Genomic DNA, 19,116 nt, shown 5'->3' with positions numbered 1-19,116 from the left:
CGCTGGGGCGTCGACAATCGGCCAGACAGCGGATGGAGATCCCCATCCCGAGGGGCACCGGGGACCATGACACTCCCCAGCTTCCATGCCGCACCGAACCAGGACACTGCCATGAACCGACCCGGCCCCATGGGCTCCGTGCTGTCGTGGTGGCGTCGCCTGGTCGGTCGCGCCGCCGTCGCGACCGATGCCGGCACGCCATCGCAGCCCCGTCCCGCCGATCCCTCCGCCCGGCCAGCCGGCTCCTCGGCCCCCGCCGGGGGCGTGCCCGCGAAGCCCCCGGGTGTGGCCCGCCGTCCGCTGCTCAATCGCCAGGGAGAGGTGGCCGGCTTCGAATTCAGCCTGACCCCGCCGCGCCGCGGCCGGGAGGCCGCTCAGCGCGCCGCGGCCAGCCCGGTGGCCGACGCCCTGGCCGTGCTGGAGGGCATGCGCACCACGATCGCGCAGGGGCAGCTCGCGCTCGCCGCACTGCCGCTGTCGGTGCTCGGCCAACCCGCGGTGCTGCCCGCGGTGCCCGAGGGCGCCCTGCTCGCGCTCGACGACGTGCTGCCGCGCGACCTGAAGTCGGCCAGCGCGGCCATGGCAGCCCTGCGCAGCCGTGGCGCGCAGCTGGGCGGCTGCGGGCATGCGCTGACCGGCACCGCCTTCACCCTGCTGGACTGCAGCGGACTGGATGCCGACGGGCTGGCCGCGGCCGCCGCCGACTGCCGCCGTGACACCGCCGGGCTGCTGCTGGTGGCGGTGGGCCTGCCGGACATCGACTCGGTGGAAGATGCGCTGAACAGCACGGTCGATCTCGCTGCCGGCTCGCTGCAGGCCGGCCGCGGACCGCAGCCCAGCCGGGCGCTGCCGCCCCAGGTGCAACGGGTGTGCGCGCTGATCAATCAGGTGCTGCGCGATGCCGAGCTGTCCGAGATCTCGGCCGAGCTGCGCGCCGACATCGGGCTGAGCTACCAGCTGCTGCGGCATGTGAACAGCGCCTGGTACGCGCTGCCGCGCACCGCGCACTCGGTGGACGACGCGGTGATGATGATCGGGCGCGACGGGCTGTTCCGCTGGCTCACCCAGCTGCTCATGGCGCAGGCGGCGCAGCGGCCGAGCTCGCGCGCGCTGCAGGAGGTGGCGCTCGCCCGCGCCCGGCTGATGGAGCTGCTCGGCGAGGCGCAGTCGATCCCGGCTACGCCGCTTTTCACGACCGGCCTGCTGTCACTACTGGATGTGATGCTGCGCACGCCGATCGGCGAGGCGCTGGCACCGCTGCACCTGCCCCAGCCAGCCACCCGTGCGCTGGTGAACGGAGACGGCCCGTGGCATCCGATGCTCGACCTGGTTCGCCGCCTCGAGAAGCGCGACATGCAGGCGGCCACCGAACTGGCCGAGCTCTATGGCGGCATCGACTGGGTGAGCACCTGCGCGGAGGAGTCCTGGCACTGGGCACGCGCAGTGCGGGCAGCCGATGCCGGGCCGGGCGCGGATGAGTCTGCTCCAGGGCCCGTGGCGGCGCCGGCCGCACGCCCGGCCGGCAGCGCCACGGCCCGACGGCCCGCCGCGCTCAGCGGCCGGTGAACCGGGCGTCGCGGCGCTCGCGGAAGGCGGTGGTGCCCTCGGCGAGGTCTTCGCTCATGCCGACATCATGGAAGGAGCGCGACTCGAGCCGCAGCGCCTCGTCCATGTGCATGCCCACCGAGCGCTTGACCACCTCCTTGGCGAAGCGCTGCGACAGCGGCGAACGGCTGGCCAGCATCTGCGCGTAATCGAGGGTGGCCTGCAGCAGCCGCTCCTGCGGGATCACCCGGTTGACCAGCCCGATGCGATACGCGTGCTCGGCATCGACCCGCTCGCCCGAGAGAATGATCTCCATGGCGTGGCCCATGCCGACGATCTGCGGCAGGCGGATCAGCCCGCCATCGCAGGCATGGAAGCCCCACTTCGCGTCCTGCAGCGCGAACTCGGCGTTGGGCGAGCAGAAGCGGATGTCGCAGGCCAGGGCCAGCTCGAAGCCGCCCGAGATCGCGAAGCCGTTGATCGCGGCCACGATCGGCTTGAAGATGTCCAGGTTGCGGGTGATGCCGCCAAAGCCCGGACCGTTGGTGAAGCGGCTGCGAAACTCCGGCGCTGGCCGGCGCGCGAAGTTCATGGTGTAGGTCTTCAGGTCGGCGCCGGCACAGAAGGCCTTGTCGCCGGCGCCGGTGATCACCGCCACGCGGGCGTTCTCATCGGCATCGAAGCGGCGCCAGGCCTCCACCAGCCGGTCGTTGGCCTCGAAGTCCAGCGAGTTCATCTTCTGCGGCCGGTCGATGGTGATCAGACACACCGGGCCGTGCATGTCGTAGCGGATGTCGGTCATCGCGCGAGCATACCCCGCGATGCGCGGGGTAGCGCCTTCTCAGGTGCCGGACTTCGCGGCCGCCGCCTTCTCGAACGCGGCGAGCCGGGCGGGGAAGCGGCCGAGATCGGGCGCCTGCCCTGCCCCGGCCACCACCGGGCGCGGCAGGGTATCGGCAAAGTGGCAGGCCACGCGGTGACCGGGCGCGGCCTCGCGCAGCGCCGGCTCCTCCTCGCGACAGCGCGGCTGGGCATGCGGACAGCGGGTGTTGAAGCGGCAGCCAGGCGGCGGCTTCATGGCACTGGGCACATCACCGGCGAGGATGATGCGCTGCCGCTGGGCACCCGGATCGGGCACCGGAATGGCCGAGAGCAGCGCCTGGGTGTAGGGATGCAGCGGGGTGCGGTAGAGGGTGCGCTTGTCGGTGATCTCGACCAGCTTGCCGAGGTACATCACGGCCACGCGGTCGCTGATGTGCTTGACCACCGCAAGGTCATGCGCGATGAACAGGTACGACAGCCCGAGGCGCTTCTGCAGGTTCTGCAGCAGGTTGACCACCTGCGCCTGGATGGAGACATCGAGCGCCGACACCGGCTCGTCGCAGACGATGAGATCGGGGTTGACCGCCAGCGCGCGCGCGATGCCGATCCGCTGGCGCTGACCGCCCGAAAACTGGTGCGGATAGCGCCGCGCATGCTCGGGCAGCAGGCCCACGGTGGCGAGCAGCTCGCGCACCCGCTCCACCCGCTCGGTCTCGGTGCCGATGCCGTGCACCTGCATCGGCTCGGCAATGATGTCGCCCACGGTCATGCGCGGATTGAGCGAGGCGTACGGGTCCTGGAAGATGATCTGCAGGTGCCGGCGCATCTGGCGCATGCGGTCGGCGGGCAGGCCGGCGATCTCCTCGCCCTTGAAGCGCACCGAGCCGCCGGTGGGATCGATCAGCCGCAGGATCAGCCGGCCGGTGGTGGACTTGCCGCAGCCCGACTCGCCGACCAGCGCGAGGGTCTCGCCGCGGGCAATGTCGAAGCTCACATCATCCACCGCCCGCACCTGGCCCACGGTGCGGCTGACCACCACGCCGCGGCGCACCGGGAAGTGCTTGACCAGACCGCGCACTGAGAGGATGGGTTCGCTCATGGGGTGGGCTCTCTAGGCGCGCGCGCCGGCCACGGCGGCATCGGCAAGCGCCTCGACCGGTGCCTTCCAGCAGGCCACCTGATGGGCCTCGCCCAGGGCCCGCAGCGGCGGCTCCTCGGCGTGGCATCGGGCGTCGGCGAAGGGGCATCGCGGCGCGAAGCGGCAGCCGGCCGGCTGATTGGCCGGGCTGGGCACGGTGCCCTCGATGGTGGAGAGCCGCTCGCGATCGACATCGAGGCGCGGGATCGAGCCGAGCAGGCCGATGGTGTAGGGGTGCTGGGGATCACGGAACAGCGCATCGACCGATGCGCTCTCGACGATCTTGCCCGCGTACATGACGATCACCTCGTCGGCGAGCTCGGCGATCACGCCGAGATCGTGGGTGATGATCAGGATGGCCATGCCCAGGCGCTGCTGCAGGTCGCGCAGCAGCTCGAGGATCTGCGCCTGGATGGTGACATCGAGCGCCGTGGTGGGTTCGTCGGCGATCAGCAGCGCCGGCTCGCAGGCCAGCGCCATGGCGATCATCACCCGCTGGCGCATGCCGCCCGAGAGATGGTGGGGGAAGTCATCGAAGCGCTGCGCGGCCGACGGGATGCGCACCAGTTCGAGCACCTCGATGGCACGGGCGCGGGCCTGCTCCGGGCTCAGGCTGGTGTGGGCGCGGATGGCCTCGACGATCTGCCGCCCGATGCTGTGCACCGGGTTCAGCGAGGTCATGGGCTCCTGGAAGATCATCGACATGCGCCCGCCACGCAGCAGCCGACGGGCCTGCGGCGACATGCCGAGCAGGTCGTCACCCTCGAAGCGGATGGCCTCGGCACTGACCGTGCCCGGGGGCGAGGCCACCAGGCCCATCAGCGAGAGCGAGGTGACGCTCTTGCCGCAGCCCGACTCGCCCACCAGACCCACGGTGCGGCCACGGCCGACATCGAAGCTGATGCCGTCGACGGCGCGGAACAGGCCGCGGTCGGTCTGGAACCAGGTGCGCAGGCCGCGTACCTCGAGGAGCGGCCCGCCGGCATCGCCGGCAGGGCTTGCGGCGGGAGCGGGCGAGCCGGTCACGGCGAGACGTCCAGGCCCTTGTAGAAGGTGTACTGGAACAGCATGTGGGCGCGAGCGCCCTTCAGCTTCTTGTTGCTGGTCTGGTACATCTTGACGTTCATGACCGGGATCCAGAGGTGCTCCTTCATCACCTTCTCCTGGACCTGGGCGTAGGCCTTGGCACGATCGGCGTCGGTGGTGGCGATGCGGCCCTGGCGCATCCACTCGTCGACCTGCGCGTCCTTGTAGTTCATGCGGTTGGGCACCGGGATCTGCGCCGAGTCGAAGTAGAAGTTCATCAGCTCGCCGGCCGACAGGTAGGGCACGGTCACGGTCCAGAGGTCGAAGTCCTGGCCGCTCAGCTTGGCGGGCATGATGGTCGAGTCGAGGGCGGTGATCCGCCAGTCGACGCCGATCTTGCGCATGTAGCCCTGGATGGCCTCGGTCATGCGCGGGAAGTACGACACCTGCGGGATGTAGACGATGGGCGCCAGCCGCACGCCGTCCTTCACGCGGATGCCGTCAGGGCCGCGCTTGCTCCAGCCGGCCTCGTCGAGCAGCTTGTTGGCGCGCGCCACATCCTCCTTGATGATGCCCTTGGTGGAGGCTGCGAAGTCGAGGGCGCTGGGATCGATGTAGGTAAAGGCCGGATCGGCCTGGCCGAGCATGACCGCCTTGGCGAGTTCGGCGCGGTTGATGGCGATGTTCATCGCCTCGCGCACCCGCTTGTCATTGACCAGCGGCCGGTCGGCCTTGAAGCCGAAGTACATCAGCTGGAAGTTGGGCTTGGCCTCCTCCACATTGAGCATCGGCGACTTCTTCGCCTGGTCGATGAACTGGGTGGGGAAGTGGGTGGTGATGTCGAAGCGACCGCCGAGCATGGCCGCCAGCCGGCTGGAGTCTTCGGGCACGGTCTTGATGGACAGCCGCTCGAACTTCACCGGCCCCGGGTTCTTGTACATCGAGGGGCCCCACCTGTAGGCGTCATGGCGCTTGAGCACGACCTCGGTGCGCGGCTGCCAGCTCACGAAGCACCACGGCCCGGTGCCGTCCACGCCCTTGATGCCGTAGTCCTTGCCCAGCGCGTCGACGCTCTCCTTGTTGTGGATGGCGTTGTTGAACATGGTGAGCTGCACCAGCAGGTCGGAGTACGGCTCCTGCAGCTCATAGACCACGGTGTAGGGATCGGGGGCGCGCAGCTCCTTGATCTTGCCGGCGCGCCAGCCGTAGGGACCCTTCACCTCGCGCTGCCGGTTGAAGCTGTAGACGACATCGGCGGCGGTGAACTTCTTGCCGCTGCAGAACTGGACATCGTCGCGCAGCTTGAAGGTATAGGTCTTGCCGTCGGGGCTGACGGTCCAGGACTTCGCCAGCAGCGGCAGCGGGGTCTTGCCGTCCCAGTCCAGCGCCACAAGGGTGTCCTGGATCATGTTGACGATGTCGGAGGTGGGCGACCAGGTGGTGCGGTGGCCGTCGTAGTGCGGCGCATCCAGCGACTTCATCATGTTCAGGGTCTGCGCCTGTGCGGCCGGTGCGGCCACCACCGCCAGCGCGAGCGCGGCGGCGCGTAGGAAGGGCTTCATCATGGTCTCCTGCCTGTCGGGGTCGGTTCTTGTCGGGGAATTTCCTGGACGGCTCACTGCTGCAGCCGGGGATCGAGCACATCGCGGACCGCGTCACCCAGCAGATTGGCGGCCAGCACGATGACGAAGATGAACAGGCTGGGGATGGTCGCGATATGCGGCGCCATCAGCAGGAAATCGCGGCCCTGCGCGGCCATCATGCCGAGCTCGGCCTCGGGCGGCTGCGCCCCCATGCCGAGAAAGCCGAGCGCCGAGCCCACCAGGATCACCTGGCCAAAGCGCAGGGTGAGGAACACCGAGATGGTGGAGATGCAGTTGAGCGTGAGGTAGCGCAGGATCAGGGTGCGGTTGGACACGCCCACCGCGCGACCGGCTTCCATGAACTCCTGGCCCATGATGCCGATGGCCGAGCCGCGCGAGACCCGGGCCACATCGGGCACGGTGGACACGACCAGCGCCACGATCACGGCGGTGAGGCCGGCGCCGAAAATGGCGGCCACCGCCAGGCCGATGAGGATGGCCGGGAAGGCGAGCATGATGTCCACCAGGCGCATGATCCAGGGATCGAGCCGGCGATAGAACGCGGCGACGATGCCCAGTGCCGCGCCGATCAGGCCGCCGATCAGCACGCCGGCCAGGCCCATCATCAGGGTGTTGCGGGTGCCGTAGAGCACCCGGCTGAGGATGTCGCGGCCGGTGTTGTCGGTGCCGAACCAGTGCTCGGCGTCGGGCGGGGCCATGGTCTTGGCCAGGTCGGTGTAATAGGGGTCGTAGGGCGCGATCAGCGGCGCGGCAATGGCCGCCAGCACCAGCGCGGCCAGGACCACCGCCGCCACCAGCGCCACCCGGTCGCGGGCCAGCCGGGCGATCACGCCAGCGCGGCCCTGCAGGCCGGCAGCGGCCGGCGTGGCGATCGCGCCGCTCATGACCGCGCCACCCGCGGATCGAGGTACACGTAGAGCACATCAACCAGCAGGTTGATGAGCAGGAAGGCCATGGCCAGGATCATGATCGCGCCCTGCGCGGTGGGGAAATCGCTGGAGATGATCGCGCCCACTGCCAGGCGGCCCACCCCCGGCCACGAGAACATGGTCTCGGTGACCACTGCGCCGCCGAGCAGGAAGGCCGCCTGCAGACCGATGAGCGTGACCACCGGAATGAGGGCGTTGCGCAGCGCGTGGTGGATGATGACCACGCGCTCGGTCAGGCCCTTGGCACGCGCGGTACGGACGAAGTCTGCGCCGAGCACCTCGAGCACCGCGGTGCGGGTGATGCGGGCGATGGGGCCGATGAGCACGCTGCCCAGGGTGAGCGCGGGCAGCACCAGCGCCGGCAGACCGCCGGCCCACACCGGCCCGATGCGACCGGTGAAGGGCAGCAGATCCCACTGGAAGCCCACATACTGGATGAGCAGCAGGCCGATGAAGAACACCGGCATCGACACGCCCGCCACCGAGATGGCCATGATGCAGCGGTCGAGCAGGCTGCCGCGGCGTACCGCCGCCAGCGTGCCCAGCAGCAGGCCGATGGGCACCGCCAGCACCATGGCGCCGATCATGAGTTCGGCCGTGGGCCCGATGGTCTCGGCGAGTTCCTCGAGCACCTGCTTGTTGGAGATGATCGAGCGGCCGAGATCACCTCGCGCCACGCGGGTGATGTACTCGACGAACTGGACGATGATCGGGCGATCGAGCCCGAGCTCCTCGCGCACCGCCGCCACCTCCTCGGGCTTGGCGTCGGGCCCGGCGATGATGCGCGCCGGATCGGTGGGCACCACCTGCAGCAGGCAGAAGCACAGGAACAGCACGCCGACGAGCGCGGGCAACGAGATGATCAGCCGGCGGATGATCTGCGGGCCCAAGCCTGTCTCCTGCGGATGCTGTTGTGGTTGTGCGAACCAATCTGACAGTCATGTCAGGATTCGTCAATCGGCGAACCAGGTCGCGCGTGTCGTTCGCGCAGGACACGGTTCGCGCACGGGCGTCCGGCCCGGTGGCACGGCCTGCGCGAGCCGCCGCAGAATCCTCAGTCCAGGAGGGGGAATCCGACCAGAGCCTGCAGCTCGAGCAGGGCGGGGCGCGCCTCGCCGACCTTGATGGTGCGCATGCCGAGTTCGCGCGCCGGCTTGAGGTTGATGCCGAGATCATCGAGGAACACGCAGTCCGAGGGCGCAACGCCGAGTGCCTCGGTCATCAGCAGGTAGATGCGCGGATCGGGCTTGCGCAGGCCGGTCTTGGCGCTCTCGATGACATGGTGGAACAGCGCCATGATCTCGCCCTTGTACAGACTGCCCATGGGGCTGGCGCCCATCGCGGTGAAGTTGTTGGTGATGCAGCCGGTCTTCAGGCGCTGGCCGATGCGACGCAGGGCCTCGACCATCTCGGGGCGGATCTGGCCGGAGAGCAGCGGCAGCACATCCCGGCCGCGCACCTCGTGGCCGAGCGCGCGGCTCTCCTGCGCGAATGCGGCGTCGAAGGCGTGGTGGTCGAACTCGCTGCGCTCGAGCCTGGCCCAGGCGTTGTCGTGCGGGTTGGTGGCGTTGACCGTGCGCAGGAAGTTGGCCGGCAGGCCGCGCTCGGCCTCGAAGCGGGCGAAGGCCTCGAAAGGGCTGGAGGAGATGACACCACCGAAATCCCAGATCACTGCCTGAACGCTCGACATGTTTCCCCTCGCTGGCGAGCCGCGAGGATAACGCAGCGTCCCGCGGCGGAACCGGCCGCGGCACTGGCGCCAGCCGTGCACTATTTCATTCCCGGGCGCCGGGGCGGCATGCCACCCTTCGGCCTCCGCTTCCCGGATTGCTGCCTGGATCCCCGTCCCATGATCGCTCGACGCCTGTTGAATGTGCTGGGCAGCCGCATCCGCCTCCTCGGTCTGACCGCGGCCCTGGTCTGCGCCGCCACGATTGCCCTGCCGCTGGCCGCACCGGCGCGCTACACCGCCACCGCCAGCCTGCTGGTCGAACCGCCGGTCCGCGACGCCGGCCATGGCGATGCCGCTGCGCAGGCCGGACTGGTGGCCGGTCTGGCTGGCAGCGATGCCGTGCTGGCGCGAGCCGCCGCCGAGCTCGATGCCACGGGCGAGCGCGGCGCGACCGATTCGCCGCGGGTGCGCTGGCTGCGCAACGGCCTGCGGGTGGACATCAGCGAGGCGCCGGTGCTGCGCCTGGGCGTGGAGGCGGGCGACCCCGAGCTTGCCGCGCGCGCGGCCAATGCCGTGGTGAACGCCCTGGGCGCCAGCCTGGCCGCGGCGCCAGGCACCGGCAGCGCCGAGGCGATCGCCGAGCCGCGACGCCGGCTGGCCGAGGTCCGGGAGCGGCTCGCCCGTCTGCACCGGGAGCCTGAGGCCGGCAACGAAGCCGGCACAAACCGCACGACGGCCGTCGAGGGCCAGCGCGCCGAGGCCTCGGCTCAGACCGTGCGCCATCGCGAACAGCTTGCCGAACTGCAGCGCAGCCTGGAGCAGGCACAGCGGGCACTCGAAACCCTGCCGGGGCGCCTCGCCGGCAACCCTGCCGGCGCGCCCGCCCGTCCCCGGCTGAGCCTGCTCAGCCCGGCGCAGACACCCGACGGCCCGTCGCGGCCCGCAGCCTGGCTGCTGGCCCTGATCGGCCTGGGCGCCGGCCTGGGCGTGGGCCTGATGGCGGTGGTGCTGGCCGAGCGCATCCAGCAGCCGGTGCGCGACAGTCTCGATCTTGCCCGGGCGGCCGGCGTGCCGGTGCTGGGCGCGCTGTGCGAGGCCGGCTCGCAGCGCAGCCGCTCGCTGGTGGAAGCCGCGGCGCCGGTCGCACCCGACCTGCCGGTGCTCACCCGGGTGGCGCCCGGAGGGCTGCGCGCACTCGGCCGCTCCGCGGGGACGGCATGAGAGCCGCACTCGCCCGCCAGCCCGAACCGGAAATCGTCGACGAGGTGGAAAGCGCCTCGGAGGCGATCGGCGCCCTGCTGCTGCAGGAGGGCCATCTCACCCAGGCTCAGCTCGAACAGGTGCTGATCGCCCAGAAGCGGCGGCGCGGCCGCTTCGGCGAGCTCGCGGTCAAGCTGAAGTTCGTCTCCCAGCAGGCGATCGATGCCGCGCTCGCCCGTCAGTTCAGCTACCACGCCGGCCTGGCGCACCAGCGCGAGCGGCTGCCCGAGGTGCTGGTGTCGGCCCGCGAGCCCGGCGCGCCCTTCGCCGAATCGATGCGGGCGCTGCGCGGCCAGCTCGCGCAGCGCTGGTTCACCGGATCGCCGCATGAACGCGCGATGGCGCTGGCCAGCGTCGACCCCGGTGACGGCAAGAGCTTCGTCTGCGCCAATCTCGCGGTGGCGTTCTCGCAGCTCGGCGAGCGCACCCTGCTGATCGACGCCAATCTGCGCGATCCGAGCCAGCATCACTTCTTCCGGTTGCGCGAGCGCATGGGCCTGTCGGGCGTGCTCGCCGGTCGAGCCGGCCTGAGCCAGGTGCGGCGGATCCAGGATCTGCCCGGCCTGTCGGTGCTGCCCGCGGGCGCAACGCCGCCCAACCCGCAGGAGCTGCTCGCCGGCAACGCCTTCCGCCGGCTGCTCACCGAGCTCTCCCAGCACTTCGGCGTGATCCTGATCGACACGCCAGCCGCGCAGACCGCCTCCGATGTCCACGGGGTGGCGGTGCGCGCCGGCGCGGCGCTGCTGCTCGCGCGCAAGCACCACACCCGGGTGCCGGAGCTGGCACGCCTGTCGGGCGACTTCGCCACCGCCGGGGTGAATGTCCTCGGCTCGACGATGAACGAGTACTGAGCCGCCGCCCTTGCGCTGCGTGCTAGGGTTCGACACGAACCCCCTGTCCGCCGGCGCCGCCGGCCCGGCCGCCCGGCCGACCCTCGGGACCCCCTCGGTGAAGCAGCAATACAGATGGATGGCCGCCGGCCTGGTGCTCGGCGCGCTCTGGCTGTGGCTGGCGCTGCGCGATGCCGCGCCCGGACCGATTCTGGCCGCCGCCGGCCGCGCCGAGCCGGTCTGGGTGGCGGCCACCGCGGCAGCGGGCGGGGTCTACATGGCCCTGAAGGCCTGGCGCTGGGCGCTGCTGCTGCGGCCGGTCGCGCCGGTGCCGGCCCTGCTGGTGCACCGCGCGGTCTGGGCGGGCGGCGCGGCCAATCTGGTGGTGGCCCACAGCGGCGAGCTGCTGCGCGCCGGTCTGGTCGGCCGCGGCAGCGCGGCCAGCAGCGGGGCAGCGCTGGCCTCGATCGCGGTGGAGCGGGTGTTCGACTTCGCGGCGCTCGCCGTGCTGAGCGCACTGGCCATCGCACTCGATCCGCGGGTGTCCTCACGCCTGATCGGCATCGGCGCGGTCGGACTGGCGGTGGTGCTGACCGGGCTGGCTCTGGTCTGGCGGCTGGCCCGCAGGCGCGGCGCGGTCGCGGGTGCGGACATGGGCGCAGGGGCAGGCGCGGGCAACGGCGAGGGCCCGGTTGCGCGGCGGCGCGGGCTGCCCGACTGGCTGGCCGCCCAGAGCCGCGGCTGGCGCGACGGACTGCTCGGCCTGATCAGCCCGCGCACCGCCCTTGCCAGCCTGGCGCTGTCGCTGCTGCAATGGCTGGCGATCGCCGTGGCGGTGGCCACCAGCGCCGCGGCAGTGGGCCTGCCCGTGTCCCCGGGCGCGGCACTGGCGGTGTTCGCGCTGATGGTGCTGGGACTCACCCTGCCCTCGGCGCCGGCGCAGCTGGGCACCACCCAGCTCGCCTTCCAGATCGGCCTCGGGCTGGTCGGCACCGCGCCTGAGCCGGCGCTGGCCGCGTCGCTGATCTACACCGGCTGGGTGGTGCTGCCGCAGCTGCTCATCGGCGGCGCGCTCGCGCTCTTCGGCCTGCGCCGCCCGCCAGCGCCCCCATCACCCCCAGCGCAAGCGTAGCGGGCAGCGGCACCGGGGTCTCGTCCACACCCGGCGGGTCGGGCGAGAAGCGGCCGGCGATGGTGATCTCCTCGCCGCCGTCGTCCACATCACGCAGCCGCCAGGCCACGCGCAGCAGGTTGTCGCTGTCGGCCCAGGGCCCGAGGTTCATCTCGGGGGCGAACAGCAGGAAGTCGAACTTGCCGGAGCCGACGTTGTTGTCGAAGCAGGGACTGCCGCCGGGCGCGCAGGCGATGCCGGTCATGGGGACCAGGGCGTCGGGATCGTAGACGCCGTCGTCGTTGAGCGAGGCGGTGTTCTCCACCCCGTCCATCGCCCAGGTGCGCAGCACCGCGCCGCCCGGCCCGTCGATGATGTCCACCCTCAGGCCCAGGCGCAGGTCGGGGTTGCCGCCGGTCTCGTTCATGTCGAAGGCGAAGGTGGGCACATTGGCACTGAAGTTCCGCCGCAGGTAGCGATAGAGATCGGCCACGCGCATGCCCGGCGACTCGCCCCACTGATCGTCGATCGCGCCGGCATTCCTGTTGGTGACCGGATCGGGCATGGCGTAGGGTGCCAGCGGCGCGCCGGCATTGGTCTGTCCCGAGGACCGGGTGGTGATGATCACATCCAGCTGCCCCGTGCCGGCCTGGGCGCTCCAGCCCACCGCCGGCTCGAGATGGTCGAGCACCCGGGTGGCGTAGAGGTAGAAATCATCGAGGCGCTCGGAGGCCGTGCCCGGCGGGGGCAGGATCGGCCCGGCCTGGGCGGCGGCGCCGGCGAGTATGCCGCCCAGCGCGAGGGCGGCATGGCGGGCAGGGGCGCGGGTGGCAAGGCGGGCGAGCGTGCGGCCACCGGCGGCGGCCCGATCGGCGGATGCCGGGATGGGGGTCATGGGCGTTCCTTTCGGGTGGGATGGGGTGGCCGCGACAACGGCCATGGCCCAGATTGACCCGTCCGGGGCCGCAGGCGTTTGAGCCGGCGCAGGGCAGCGCGCCGGGCACCCGGGCGGCCTCGTGGCGCGTGCGCATGGCGCGGCAGCGGGACGATCGGCGCGCAGCCGGTGCATCCCTCGGCTTAGAATCCGTCTGACACCCCCAACCGTCACAGGCAGCTGACATGGCCATCCCGTTTCCGTTCTCCGCGATCGTCGGCCAGGACGAGATGAAGCTCGCGATCCTGATCGCCGCGGTCGATCCCTCGGTGGGCGGGGTGCTGGTGCTCGGCGACCGGGGCACCGGAAAGTCCACCGCGGTGCGGGCGCTGGCGGCGCTGCTGCCGCCGATGCGCGCGGTGGCCGAGTGCCGCTATGGCTGCGACCCGGCCGCGCCGCCCGGCGCCTGCGAAGACTGCGCCGCGCTGCGCGCCGCACGCCGGCCGCGGGTGCGCGAGGTGCCGGTGCCGGTGGTCGATCTGCCGCTGGGCGCCACCGAAGACCGGGTGGTCGGTGCGCTCGACCTCGAGAAGGCGCTCAGCCAGGGCGTCAAGGCCTTCGAGCCGGGCCTGCTCGCGCGGGCGCATCGCGGCTTTCTCTATGTCGACGAGGTCAACCTGCTGGAGGACCACCTGGTCGACCTGCTGATCGATGTCGCCGCCTCGGGCGAGAACCTGGTCGAGCGCGAGGGCCTGAGCGTGCGTCACCCGGCGCGCTTCGTGCTGGTCGGCAGCGGCAACCCCGAGGAGGGCGAACTGCGGCCCCAGCTGCTCGACCGCTTCGGGCTGTCGGTGGAGGTGAGCACACCCACCGAGCTGCCGCAGCGCGTGGAAGTCGTGAAGCGCCGTGACGCCTTCGAGCGCGACCCGGCCGGCTTCACCGAGCGCTGGCGCAAGGAAGACGAACGCCTGCGCCGTCGCATCGTGCGGGCCCGCCAGCGCCTGGCCGAGGTCGAGACGCCCGATGCCGTGCTCGAGCAGGCCGCCCGCCTGTGCCTTGCACTGGGCACCGACGGGCTGCGCGGCGAGCTCACCCTGATGCGCGCCGCCCGTGCCCTGGCCGCACTCGAGGGCCGCAAGCTCGTGACCGATGCCGAACTGCGCCAGGTGGCGCCGCCGGCACTGCGCCATCGCCTGCGGCGCAACCCGCTCGACGACACCGGGTCGGGCGCGCGGGTGGCACGGGCAGTGGTCGAGATCCTCGGGGCCTGAACCGGTGCGCCAGCGCCCGTCGGGGTCGCCGCCATGAGCGGTTCGCCCGCCGCACTGGCGGTCTGGGCCGACGCCTTGCGCGCCGCCGCCCTGCTGGCCGCCGACCCGGTCGGGCTGGGCGGGGCCGTGCTCACCGCCGGGCACGGCCCGGCCCGCGAGCGTTGGCTGGCGGCACTGCGCCAGGCGCTGCCCGCCGCAGCACCCATGCGCAAGCTGCCGCTGCATGCCGGCGATGACCGGCTGCTCGGCGGGCTCGATCTGGCCGCCACCCTGGCCAGCGGCCGCCCGGTGGCCCAGCCCGGGCTGCTCGCCGAGACCGACGGCGGGGTGCTGGTGGTGGCCATGGCCGAACGGCTCTCCGACGCCGGGGCGGCGCGGCTGTGCGCCACGCTGGACACCGGCGAGGTGCATCTGGAGCGCGAGGGCCTGCGCGACCGGCGCCCCGCCCGCCTTGCGGTGGTGGCCCTGGACGAGCACGCCGGCGACGAGACACCGCCGCCGGCGCGCCTGCTGGAACGGCTCGCCTTCCGCCTCGATCTGCGATCGGTGGGGCTGGCCGAGCTCGCCGCGCTGCCGGGGCTGGGGGAGGGCGACAAGGGCGATGCGCCCGTCGTTGCGGCCGTCACCGCTGCCGCCGAAGCCGTCGCCGAGGCCACCGACGAGGCGCTGACGGCGCTCTCGGCCACCGCACTCGCGCTCGGTGCCGGCTCACCACGGGCCGAACTGCTGGCCCTGCGCGCCGCACGCGCCGCCGCCGCCCTGGCCGGACGGACCGCGCTCGACACCGACGACCTCGAACTCGCCGCCCGGCTGGTGCTGGCGCCCAGGGCCACCCGGCTGCCGACACCGGCCGAGCCTGACGCCGCACCCGATGATGCCGATGACGGCCCGGCGCCGCCCGCCGACCCATCCAGGCCGCCGGAACCCCCGACACCCTCCGACGCGTCGCCGCCGCCCGCCGACGGACCGCAGGCAGACCGGCAAGCCGAAGACACGCCCGCAACACCGCCGCCGCCCGTTCCCGACGACGGCCTGCCCGAGCGAATCCTCGAAGCCGCGCGCGCCGCAGTGCCGGCCGGCCTGCTGGCCACGCTCGCCCTGGAACGGGCGCAGGCCGCGCGCGGCGGCGCGGGTGGCCGAGCCGGGGCGCAGCGCGAGAACCGCCTGCGCGGTCGTCCCACCGGCGCCCGCCCCGGGCTGCCGCGCGACGGCGCCCGGCTGGCGCTGATCGACACCCTGCGTGCCGCCGCGCCCTGGCAGCGGCTGCGCCAGCCCGCGACCGCCGGCACCGCGGGCGCCGCGGGCAGGCAGCGGATCGCGGTGCGGGCCAGCGACTTCCGGGTCGCCCGGCTGCAGCAGCGCACCGAGACCACCACCATCTTCGCGGTCGATGCCTCCGGCTCCTCGGCGCTGCACCGGCTGGCCGAGGCCAAGGGCGCGATCGAGCTGCTGCTCGCCGACTGTTATGTGCGCCGCGACCGGGTGGCGGTGGTGGCTTTCCGCGGCCGCGGCGCCGAGGTCCTGCTCGAGCCCACCCGCTCGCTGGTGCGGGCACGCCGCCAGCTCGCCGGCCTGCCCGGTGGCGGCGGCACGCCGCTCGCCGCCGGCCTGGAGACCGCCGCCGCGCTCGCCGGCGCGGTACGCCGCCGTGGCGGCACGCCGGTGCTGGTGGTGCTCACCGATGGTCGCGCCAATGTCGCCCGCGACGGGGCCGGTGGCCGCGAACGCGCCGCAGCCGATGCCCGAACCGCCGCCCGCCACCTGCGCGCCGACGGCCAGGTCAGCCTGCTGATCGACACCTCGCCGCAGCCCCAGGCCGCGGCCCGCGAGCTCGCCGCCGAGATGGGCGCGGCCTACCTGCCGCTGCCGCGGGCCGACGCGGCCAGCGTCTCGGGCGCGGTGCAGGCGATCGCGGCCCGCGGCGCCCGCCGGGGCTGAGCCCATGCCACCGGGTTCCCCGGCGACCCCCGCGGCAGCCCCGGCCGCCGACGCCTGGCCTGACAGCGGACCGATGCGCTGGGCGCGCGACGGCGCTGCCTGGCCGCACGCCGAACGCAGCGTCTTCATCGAGGCCGGCGGCCTGCGCTGGCATGTGCAGCGATTCCCCGGTCCGCCCGCGGCGCGGCACCGCGTGCTGCTGCTGCATGGCACTGGCGCCAGCACCCATTCCTGGCGCGAACTCGCGCCGCGGCTGGCCGGCCACGCGGAAGTGATCGCCCCCGATCTGCCCGGACACGGCTTCTCGGGCATGCCGGCGGCCCAGACCTTCTCGCTGCCCGGCATGGCCGCGGCGATCGGCGCGCTGCTGCGCGTCCTCGCGGTGCGGCCCACCGCCGTGGTCGGCCACTCCGCCGGCGCGGCGATCGGCGCCCGGATGTGCCTGTCGGGCCTGGTGAGCCCGCAGGCGCTGATCGGCATCAACGGCGCGTGGCTGCCTTTCGGCGGGCCGGCCAGCCGGCTGTTCTCGCCAGCGGCGCGCCTGCTCGCGTCCAGCGGCGCAGCGCCCTGGCTGTTCGCGCGCCTGGCCCGCGATCCGGCGCTTGCCCGGCGGCTGCTCGCGGGCACCGGCTCGCGCATCGATGAACTGGGCGAGCAGGCCTACGCGCGGCTGCTGCGCAGTCCGGACCATGTGGCGGCCGCGCTCTCGATGATGGCCCGCTGGCAGCTGGAGGGCCTGCTCGAGGCGCTGCCCGCGCTGCGGCCGCGGCTGCTGCTGCTTGCCGGCAGCGCCGACCTCACGGTGCCCTGCGCCCAGTCCGAGCGGGCGGCCCGCGCGGTGCCCGGCGCACGGCTCGAACGGCTCGCCGGACTGGGCCATCTCGCCCACGAGGAGCAGCCGCAGCCCATCGCCGATCGCATCCTGGCCTTCCTGGACGCCGCCGACTGACCGACCACGCGCCGGCGGACTGAATTCACGAAGGCTGCCAGGCCGACGGTTGACGCTCGGTACGGAACTGTCTATCGTCCCTTACACTCCAGACCGTCCTATCGGCGTGACACTCGCGCCGGCCGACATCCGGGGAGGAGACGACCCATGGACATCCTGAACCGGATCGAGCAGTCCCTGTCGGCCATCATCAACCAGCATGATGTGCCCGGCGCCCCGCCTCGCCTGGCCGCCGCGGTGCGCCACGCGGTCTTCCCGGGCGGTGCGCGCATCCGGCCGCAGCTCTGCCTGGCCGTGGCCATGGCCTGCGGTGACGATGACCCGGCGCTGGCCGATGCCGCCGCCAGCGCCCTCGAGCTGCTGCACTGCGCCTCGCTGGTCCATGATGACCTGCCCTGCTTCGACGACGCCGCCGTGCGCCGCGGCCGGCCCTCGGTGCAGGCCGCCTTCGGCGAGCCGCTGGCGGTGCTGGCCGGCGATGCGCTGATCGTCATGGCCTTCCAGGCGCTGGGCTACGCCGCAGGCCGCTCGCCGCAGCGCCTGGCGCCCCTGCTGGCCACGGTCGCCTCGGCCACCGGCATGCCGGCCGGCATCGTGGCCGGCCAGGCCTGGGAGTGCGAGCCGCGGGTGGCGCTCGCCGATTACCAGCGCGCCAAGACCGGGGCGCTCTTCGCCGCCGCCACCGCCGCAGGCGCGCTCGCCGCCGGGGCCGATGCCCAGGCCTGGCGCCCGCTCGGCGAGCGCCTGGGCGAGGCCTATCAGGTGGCCGACGACATCCGCGATGTGCTCAGCGAACCCGATGTGCTGGGCAAGCCGGTCGGCCAGGACGCCGCCCTCGGCCGGCCCAGCGCCGCCCACCAGCTCGGGCTCGACGGCGCCATCCGGCACTTCGACGGCCTGGTCGCCGGGGCGATCGCCGCGGTGCCGGAGTGCCCGGGCGCGCCGCTGCTGCGCGCGATGGTGCGCGCCGAGTCCGAGCGCCTCGTGCCCCGCGCCTGGTGCGAGGACGTGGCCCGCCGGGTCGCCGCCTGACGCCGCGGCCCGCCCGGAACACGCCGTGTCCGGCTCACCGCCGCTCGACCACGCCCCGATGGGCGCCGGCCTGCCCTCGCCCGGCCCGCTGAGCCTGCGCGATCGCTGGCGCGGCCTGCGCAACCGCCTGTTCAGCAGCCCGCGCTTCCATCGCTGGGCGGCGGCCTTCCCGCTCACCCGGCCGATGGCCCGCCGCGAGTCACGGGCGCTGTTCGACATCGTCGCCGGCTTCACCTACTCGCAGGTGCTGTTCGCCTGCGTGCGGCTGCGGCTGTTCGAGCTGCTCGCCCGGGGCCCCGAAACCGCCACGGCGCTGGCTCACCGCCTGGCCATGCCCGAGGACAACGCCCTGCGCCTGCTGCATGCCGCGGCCTCGCTGCGTCTGCTCGAGCGCCACGATGACGGCCGCTGGGGCCTTGGCCCACTGGGCGCGCCGATGGTCGCGCTGCCCGCCGTGGCAGCCATGGTCGAGCACCATGCCGCGCTCTACCAGGATCTCGCCGACCCGGTGGCGCTGCTGCGCGGCGAACGCCCGGCCACCGCGCTCTCGGGCTACTGGCCCTATGCCGACACCGACCCGGGCGCACGCCCCGAGGCGCTGGCCCTCGACAAGGTGGCCGAGTACTCCACCCTGATGTCGGCCTCGCAGCCGCTGGTCTCGGAGCAGGTGCTCGACGCCTACCCGCTGCGCGGGCATCGCCGGCTGCTCGATGTCGGCGGCGGCGAGGGCACCTTCCTGGCCGCGGTGGCCGAGCGCGCCCCGCACCTGGAGCTCATGCTCTTCGACCTCCCGGCGGTGGCCGAGCGCGCCCGCGAGCGGCTCGGCGAGCGCGGCCTCGCCTCCCGGGTACGCACCCACGGCGGCAGCTTCTTCACCGACCCGCTGCCCACCGGCGCCGACATCATCACCCTGGTCCGGGTGCTCTTCGATCACCCCGACGAGCGCGTGCTGACCATCCTGCGGGCCGCACGCGCCGCCCTGCCGCCCGAGGGCGTGCTGCTGGTCAGCGAGCCCATGTCGGGCACGCCGGGCGCACAAGCCATCGGCGACGCCTATTACGGGCTGTACCTGCTCGCCATGGGCCGCGGCCGCTCGCGCACGCCCGAGCGCATCC

Annotated in this window: 17 protein-coding genes; 9 read left to right on the top strand and 8 right to left on the bottom strand. The window is 72.9% G+C overall.

The features are described from left to right. The first annotated feature begins 111 nt into the window (after nucleotides 1-111). Nucleotides 112-1,566 carry an EAL and HDOD domain-containing protein gene (locus tag AC2H6A_RS02345; RefSeq protein ID WP_484271522.1) on the top strand — a complete coding sequence of 485 codons (1,455 nt, stop codon included), beginning with the start codon at nucleotides 112-114 and terminating at the stop codon, nucleotides 1,564-1,566. Here the strand turns inward: AC2H6A_RS02345 and AC2H6A_RS02340 are convergent. The 7 genes from AC2H6A_RS02340 to AC2H6A_RS02310 all read right to left on the bottom strand — a co-directional run bounded on the left by AC2H6A_RS02340 (nucleotide 1,553) and on the right by AC2H6A_RS02310 (nucleotide 8,754). Beyond that, the gene (locus tag AC2H6A_RS02340) at nucleotides 1,553-2,347 is read right to left on the bottom strand and encodes an enoyl-CoA hydratase/isomerase family protein (RefSeq protein WP_484271521.1); all 795 of its coding nucleotides are present in this window, start codon (nucleotides 2,345-2,347) and stop codon (nucleotides 1,553-1,555) included. The two genes, AC2H6A_RS02345 and AC2H6A_RS02340, sit on opposite strands and share 14 nt — an antisense overlap. Nucleotides 2,348-2,386: 39 nt before the next feature. After that, on the bottom strand, nucleotides 2,387-3,466 hold the full coding sequence (locus AC2H6A_RS02335; RefSeq protein WP_484271520.1) for an ABC transporter ATP-binding protein: 1,080 nt from the start codon (nucleotides 3,464-3,466) through the stop codon (nucleotides 2,387-2,389). A gap of 12 nt (nucleotides 3,467-3,478) precedes the next feature. Then, nucleotides 3,479-4,531, bottom strand: a complete 1,053-nt coding sequence (locus AC2H6A_RS02330) for an ABC transporter ATP-binding protein (RefSeq protein ID WP_484271519.1) — start codon at nucleotides 4,529-4,531, stop codon at nucleotides 3,479-3,481. Continuing rightward, on the bottom strand, nucleotides 4,528-6,093 hold the full coding sequence (locus AC2H6A_RS02325) for an ABC transporter substrate-binding protein (RefSeq protein WP_484271518.1): 1,566 nt from the start codon (nucleotides 6,091-6,093) through the stop codon (nucleotides 4,528-4,530). Before AC2H6A_RS02325 ends, AC2H6A_RS02330 begins: the two co-directional genes overlap by 4 nt. A gap of 53 nt (nucleotides 6,094-6,146) precedes the next feature. Beyond that, nucleotides 6,147-7,019 carry an ABC transporter permease gene (locus AC2H6A_RS02320; protein WP_484271517.1) on the bottom strand — a complete coding sequence of 291 codons (873 nt, stop codon included), beginning with the start codon at nucleotides 7,017-7,019 and terminating at the stop codon, nucleotides 6,147-6,149. After that, complete coding sequence (locus AC2H6A_RS02315) at nucleotides 7,016-7,954, bottom strand: ABC transporter permease (RefSeq protein ID WP_484271516.1); 939 nt, start codon at nucleotides 7,952-7,954, stop codon at nucleotides 7,016-7,018. Before AC2H6A_RS02315 ends, AC2H6A_RS02320 begins: the two co-directional genes overlap by 4 nt. Nucleotides 7,955-8,118: 164 nt before the next feature. Continuing rightward, nucleotides 8,119-8,754 carry an HAD-IA family hydrolase gene (locus AC2H6A_RS02310; RefSeq protein ID WP_484271515.1) on the bottom strand — a complete coding sequence of 212 codons (636 nt, stop codon included), beginning with the start codon at nucleotides 8,752-8,754 and terminating at the stop codon, nucleotides 8,119-8,121. A 159-nt stretch (nucleotides 8,755-8,913) separates the two neighbouring features. Here AC2H6A_RS02310 and AC2H6A_RS02305 point away from each other — a divergent pair, with 159 nt between their 5' ends. From AC2H6A_RS02305 to AC2H6A_RS02295, 3 genes are all read left to right on the top strand, one after another. Then, complete coding sequence (locus AC2H6A_RS02305) at nucleotides 8,914-9,957, top strand: hypothetical protein (protein WP_484271514.1); 1,044 nt, start codon at nucleotides 8,914-8,916, stop codon at nucleotides 9,955-9,957. Then, nucleotides 9,954-10,847 carry a polysaccharide biosynthesis tyrosine autokinase gene (locus AC2H6A_RS02300; RefSeq protein WP_484271513.1) on the top strand — a complete coding sequence of 298 codons (894 nt, stop codon included), beginning with the start codon at nucleotides 9,954-9,956 and terminating at the stop codon, nucleotides 10,845-10,847. Before AC2H6A_RS02305 ends, AC2H6A_RS02300 begins: the two co-directional genes overlap by 4 nt. A gap of 97 nt (nucleotides 10,848-10,944) precedes the next feature. Continuing rightward, entirely contained in the window at nucleotides 10,945-11,958 is a 1,014-nt protein-coding gene (locus AC2H6A_RS02295) for a lysylphosphatidylglycerol synthase transmembrane domain-containing protein (protein ID WP_484271512.1), read from the top strand. Here AC2H6A_RS02295 and AC2H6A_RS02290 read toward each other — a convergent pair. Further along, nucleotides 11,885-12,832 (bottom strand): hypothetical protein, encoded by a 948-nt coding sequence (locus AC2H6A_RS02290; protein WP_484271511.1) that lies wholly within the window; start codon nucleotides 12,830-12,832, stop codon nucleotides 11,885-11,887. The genes AC2H6A_RS02295 and AC2H6A_RS02290 overlap by 74 nt on opposite strands. 224 nt (nucleotides 12,833-13,056) lie before the next feature. Between AC2H6A_RS02290 and bchI the strand changes: the two genes are divergently transcribed. The 5 genes from bchI to AC2H6A_RS02265 form a co-directional block, all read left to right on the top strand. Next, nucleotides 13,057-14,082 carry a magnesium chelatase ATPase subunit I gene (gene bchI, locus AC2H6A_RS02285; protein WP_484271510.1) on the top strand — a complete coding sequence of 342 codons (1,026 nt, stop codon included), beginning with the start codon at nucleotides 13,057-13,059 and terminating at the stop codon, nucleotides 14,080-14,082. Nucleotides 14,083-14,115: 33 nt separating this feature from the next. Beyond that, a complete protein-coding gene (locus tag AC2H6A_RS02280) occupies nucleotides 14,116-16,020 on the top strand; it encodes a magnesium chelatase subunit D (protein ID WP_484271509.1) in 1,905 nt (634 codons plus the stop codon). 73 nt (nucleotides 16,021-16,093) lie between these two features. Then, complete coding sequence (bchO, locus tag AC2H6A_RS02275) at nucleotides 16,094-16,969, top strand: alpha/beta fold hydrolase BchO (protein WP_484271508.1); 876 nt, start codon at nucleotides 16,094-16,096, stop codon at nucleotides 16,967-16,969. A gap of 147 nt (nucleotides 16,970-17,116) precedes the next feature. Continuing rightward, nucleotides 17,117-18,001: a polyprenyl synthetase family protein gene (locus tag AC2H6A_RS02270; protein ID WP_484271507.1), complete on the top strand. Its 885-nt coding sequence runs from the start codon at nucleotides 17,117-17,119 to the stop codon at nucleotides 17,999-18,001. Nucleotides 18,002-18,026: 25 nt separating this feature from the next. Beyond that, a partial coding sequence (locus AC2H6A_RS02265; RefSeq protein WP_484271506.1) for a methyltransferase occupies nucleotides 18,027-19,116 on the top strand: 1,090 nt, incomplete at its 3' end.

This window comes from Quisquiliibacterium sp. (assembly GCF_982640115.1).
Note: the sequence above shows the minus strand (reverse complement) of the source record. Positions and strands in the feature narration are given on the sequence as shown.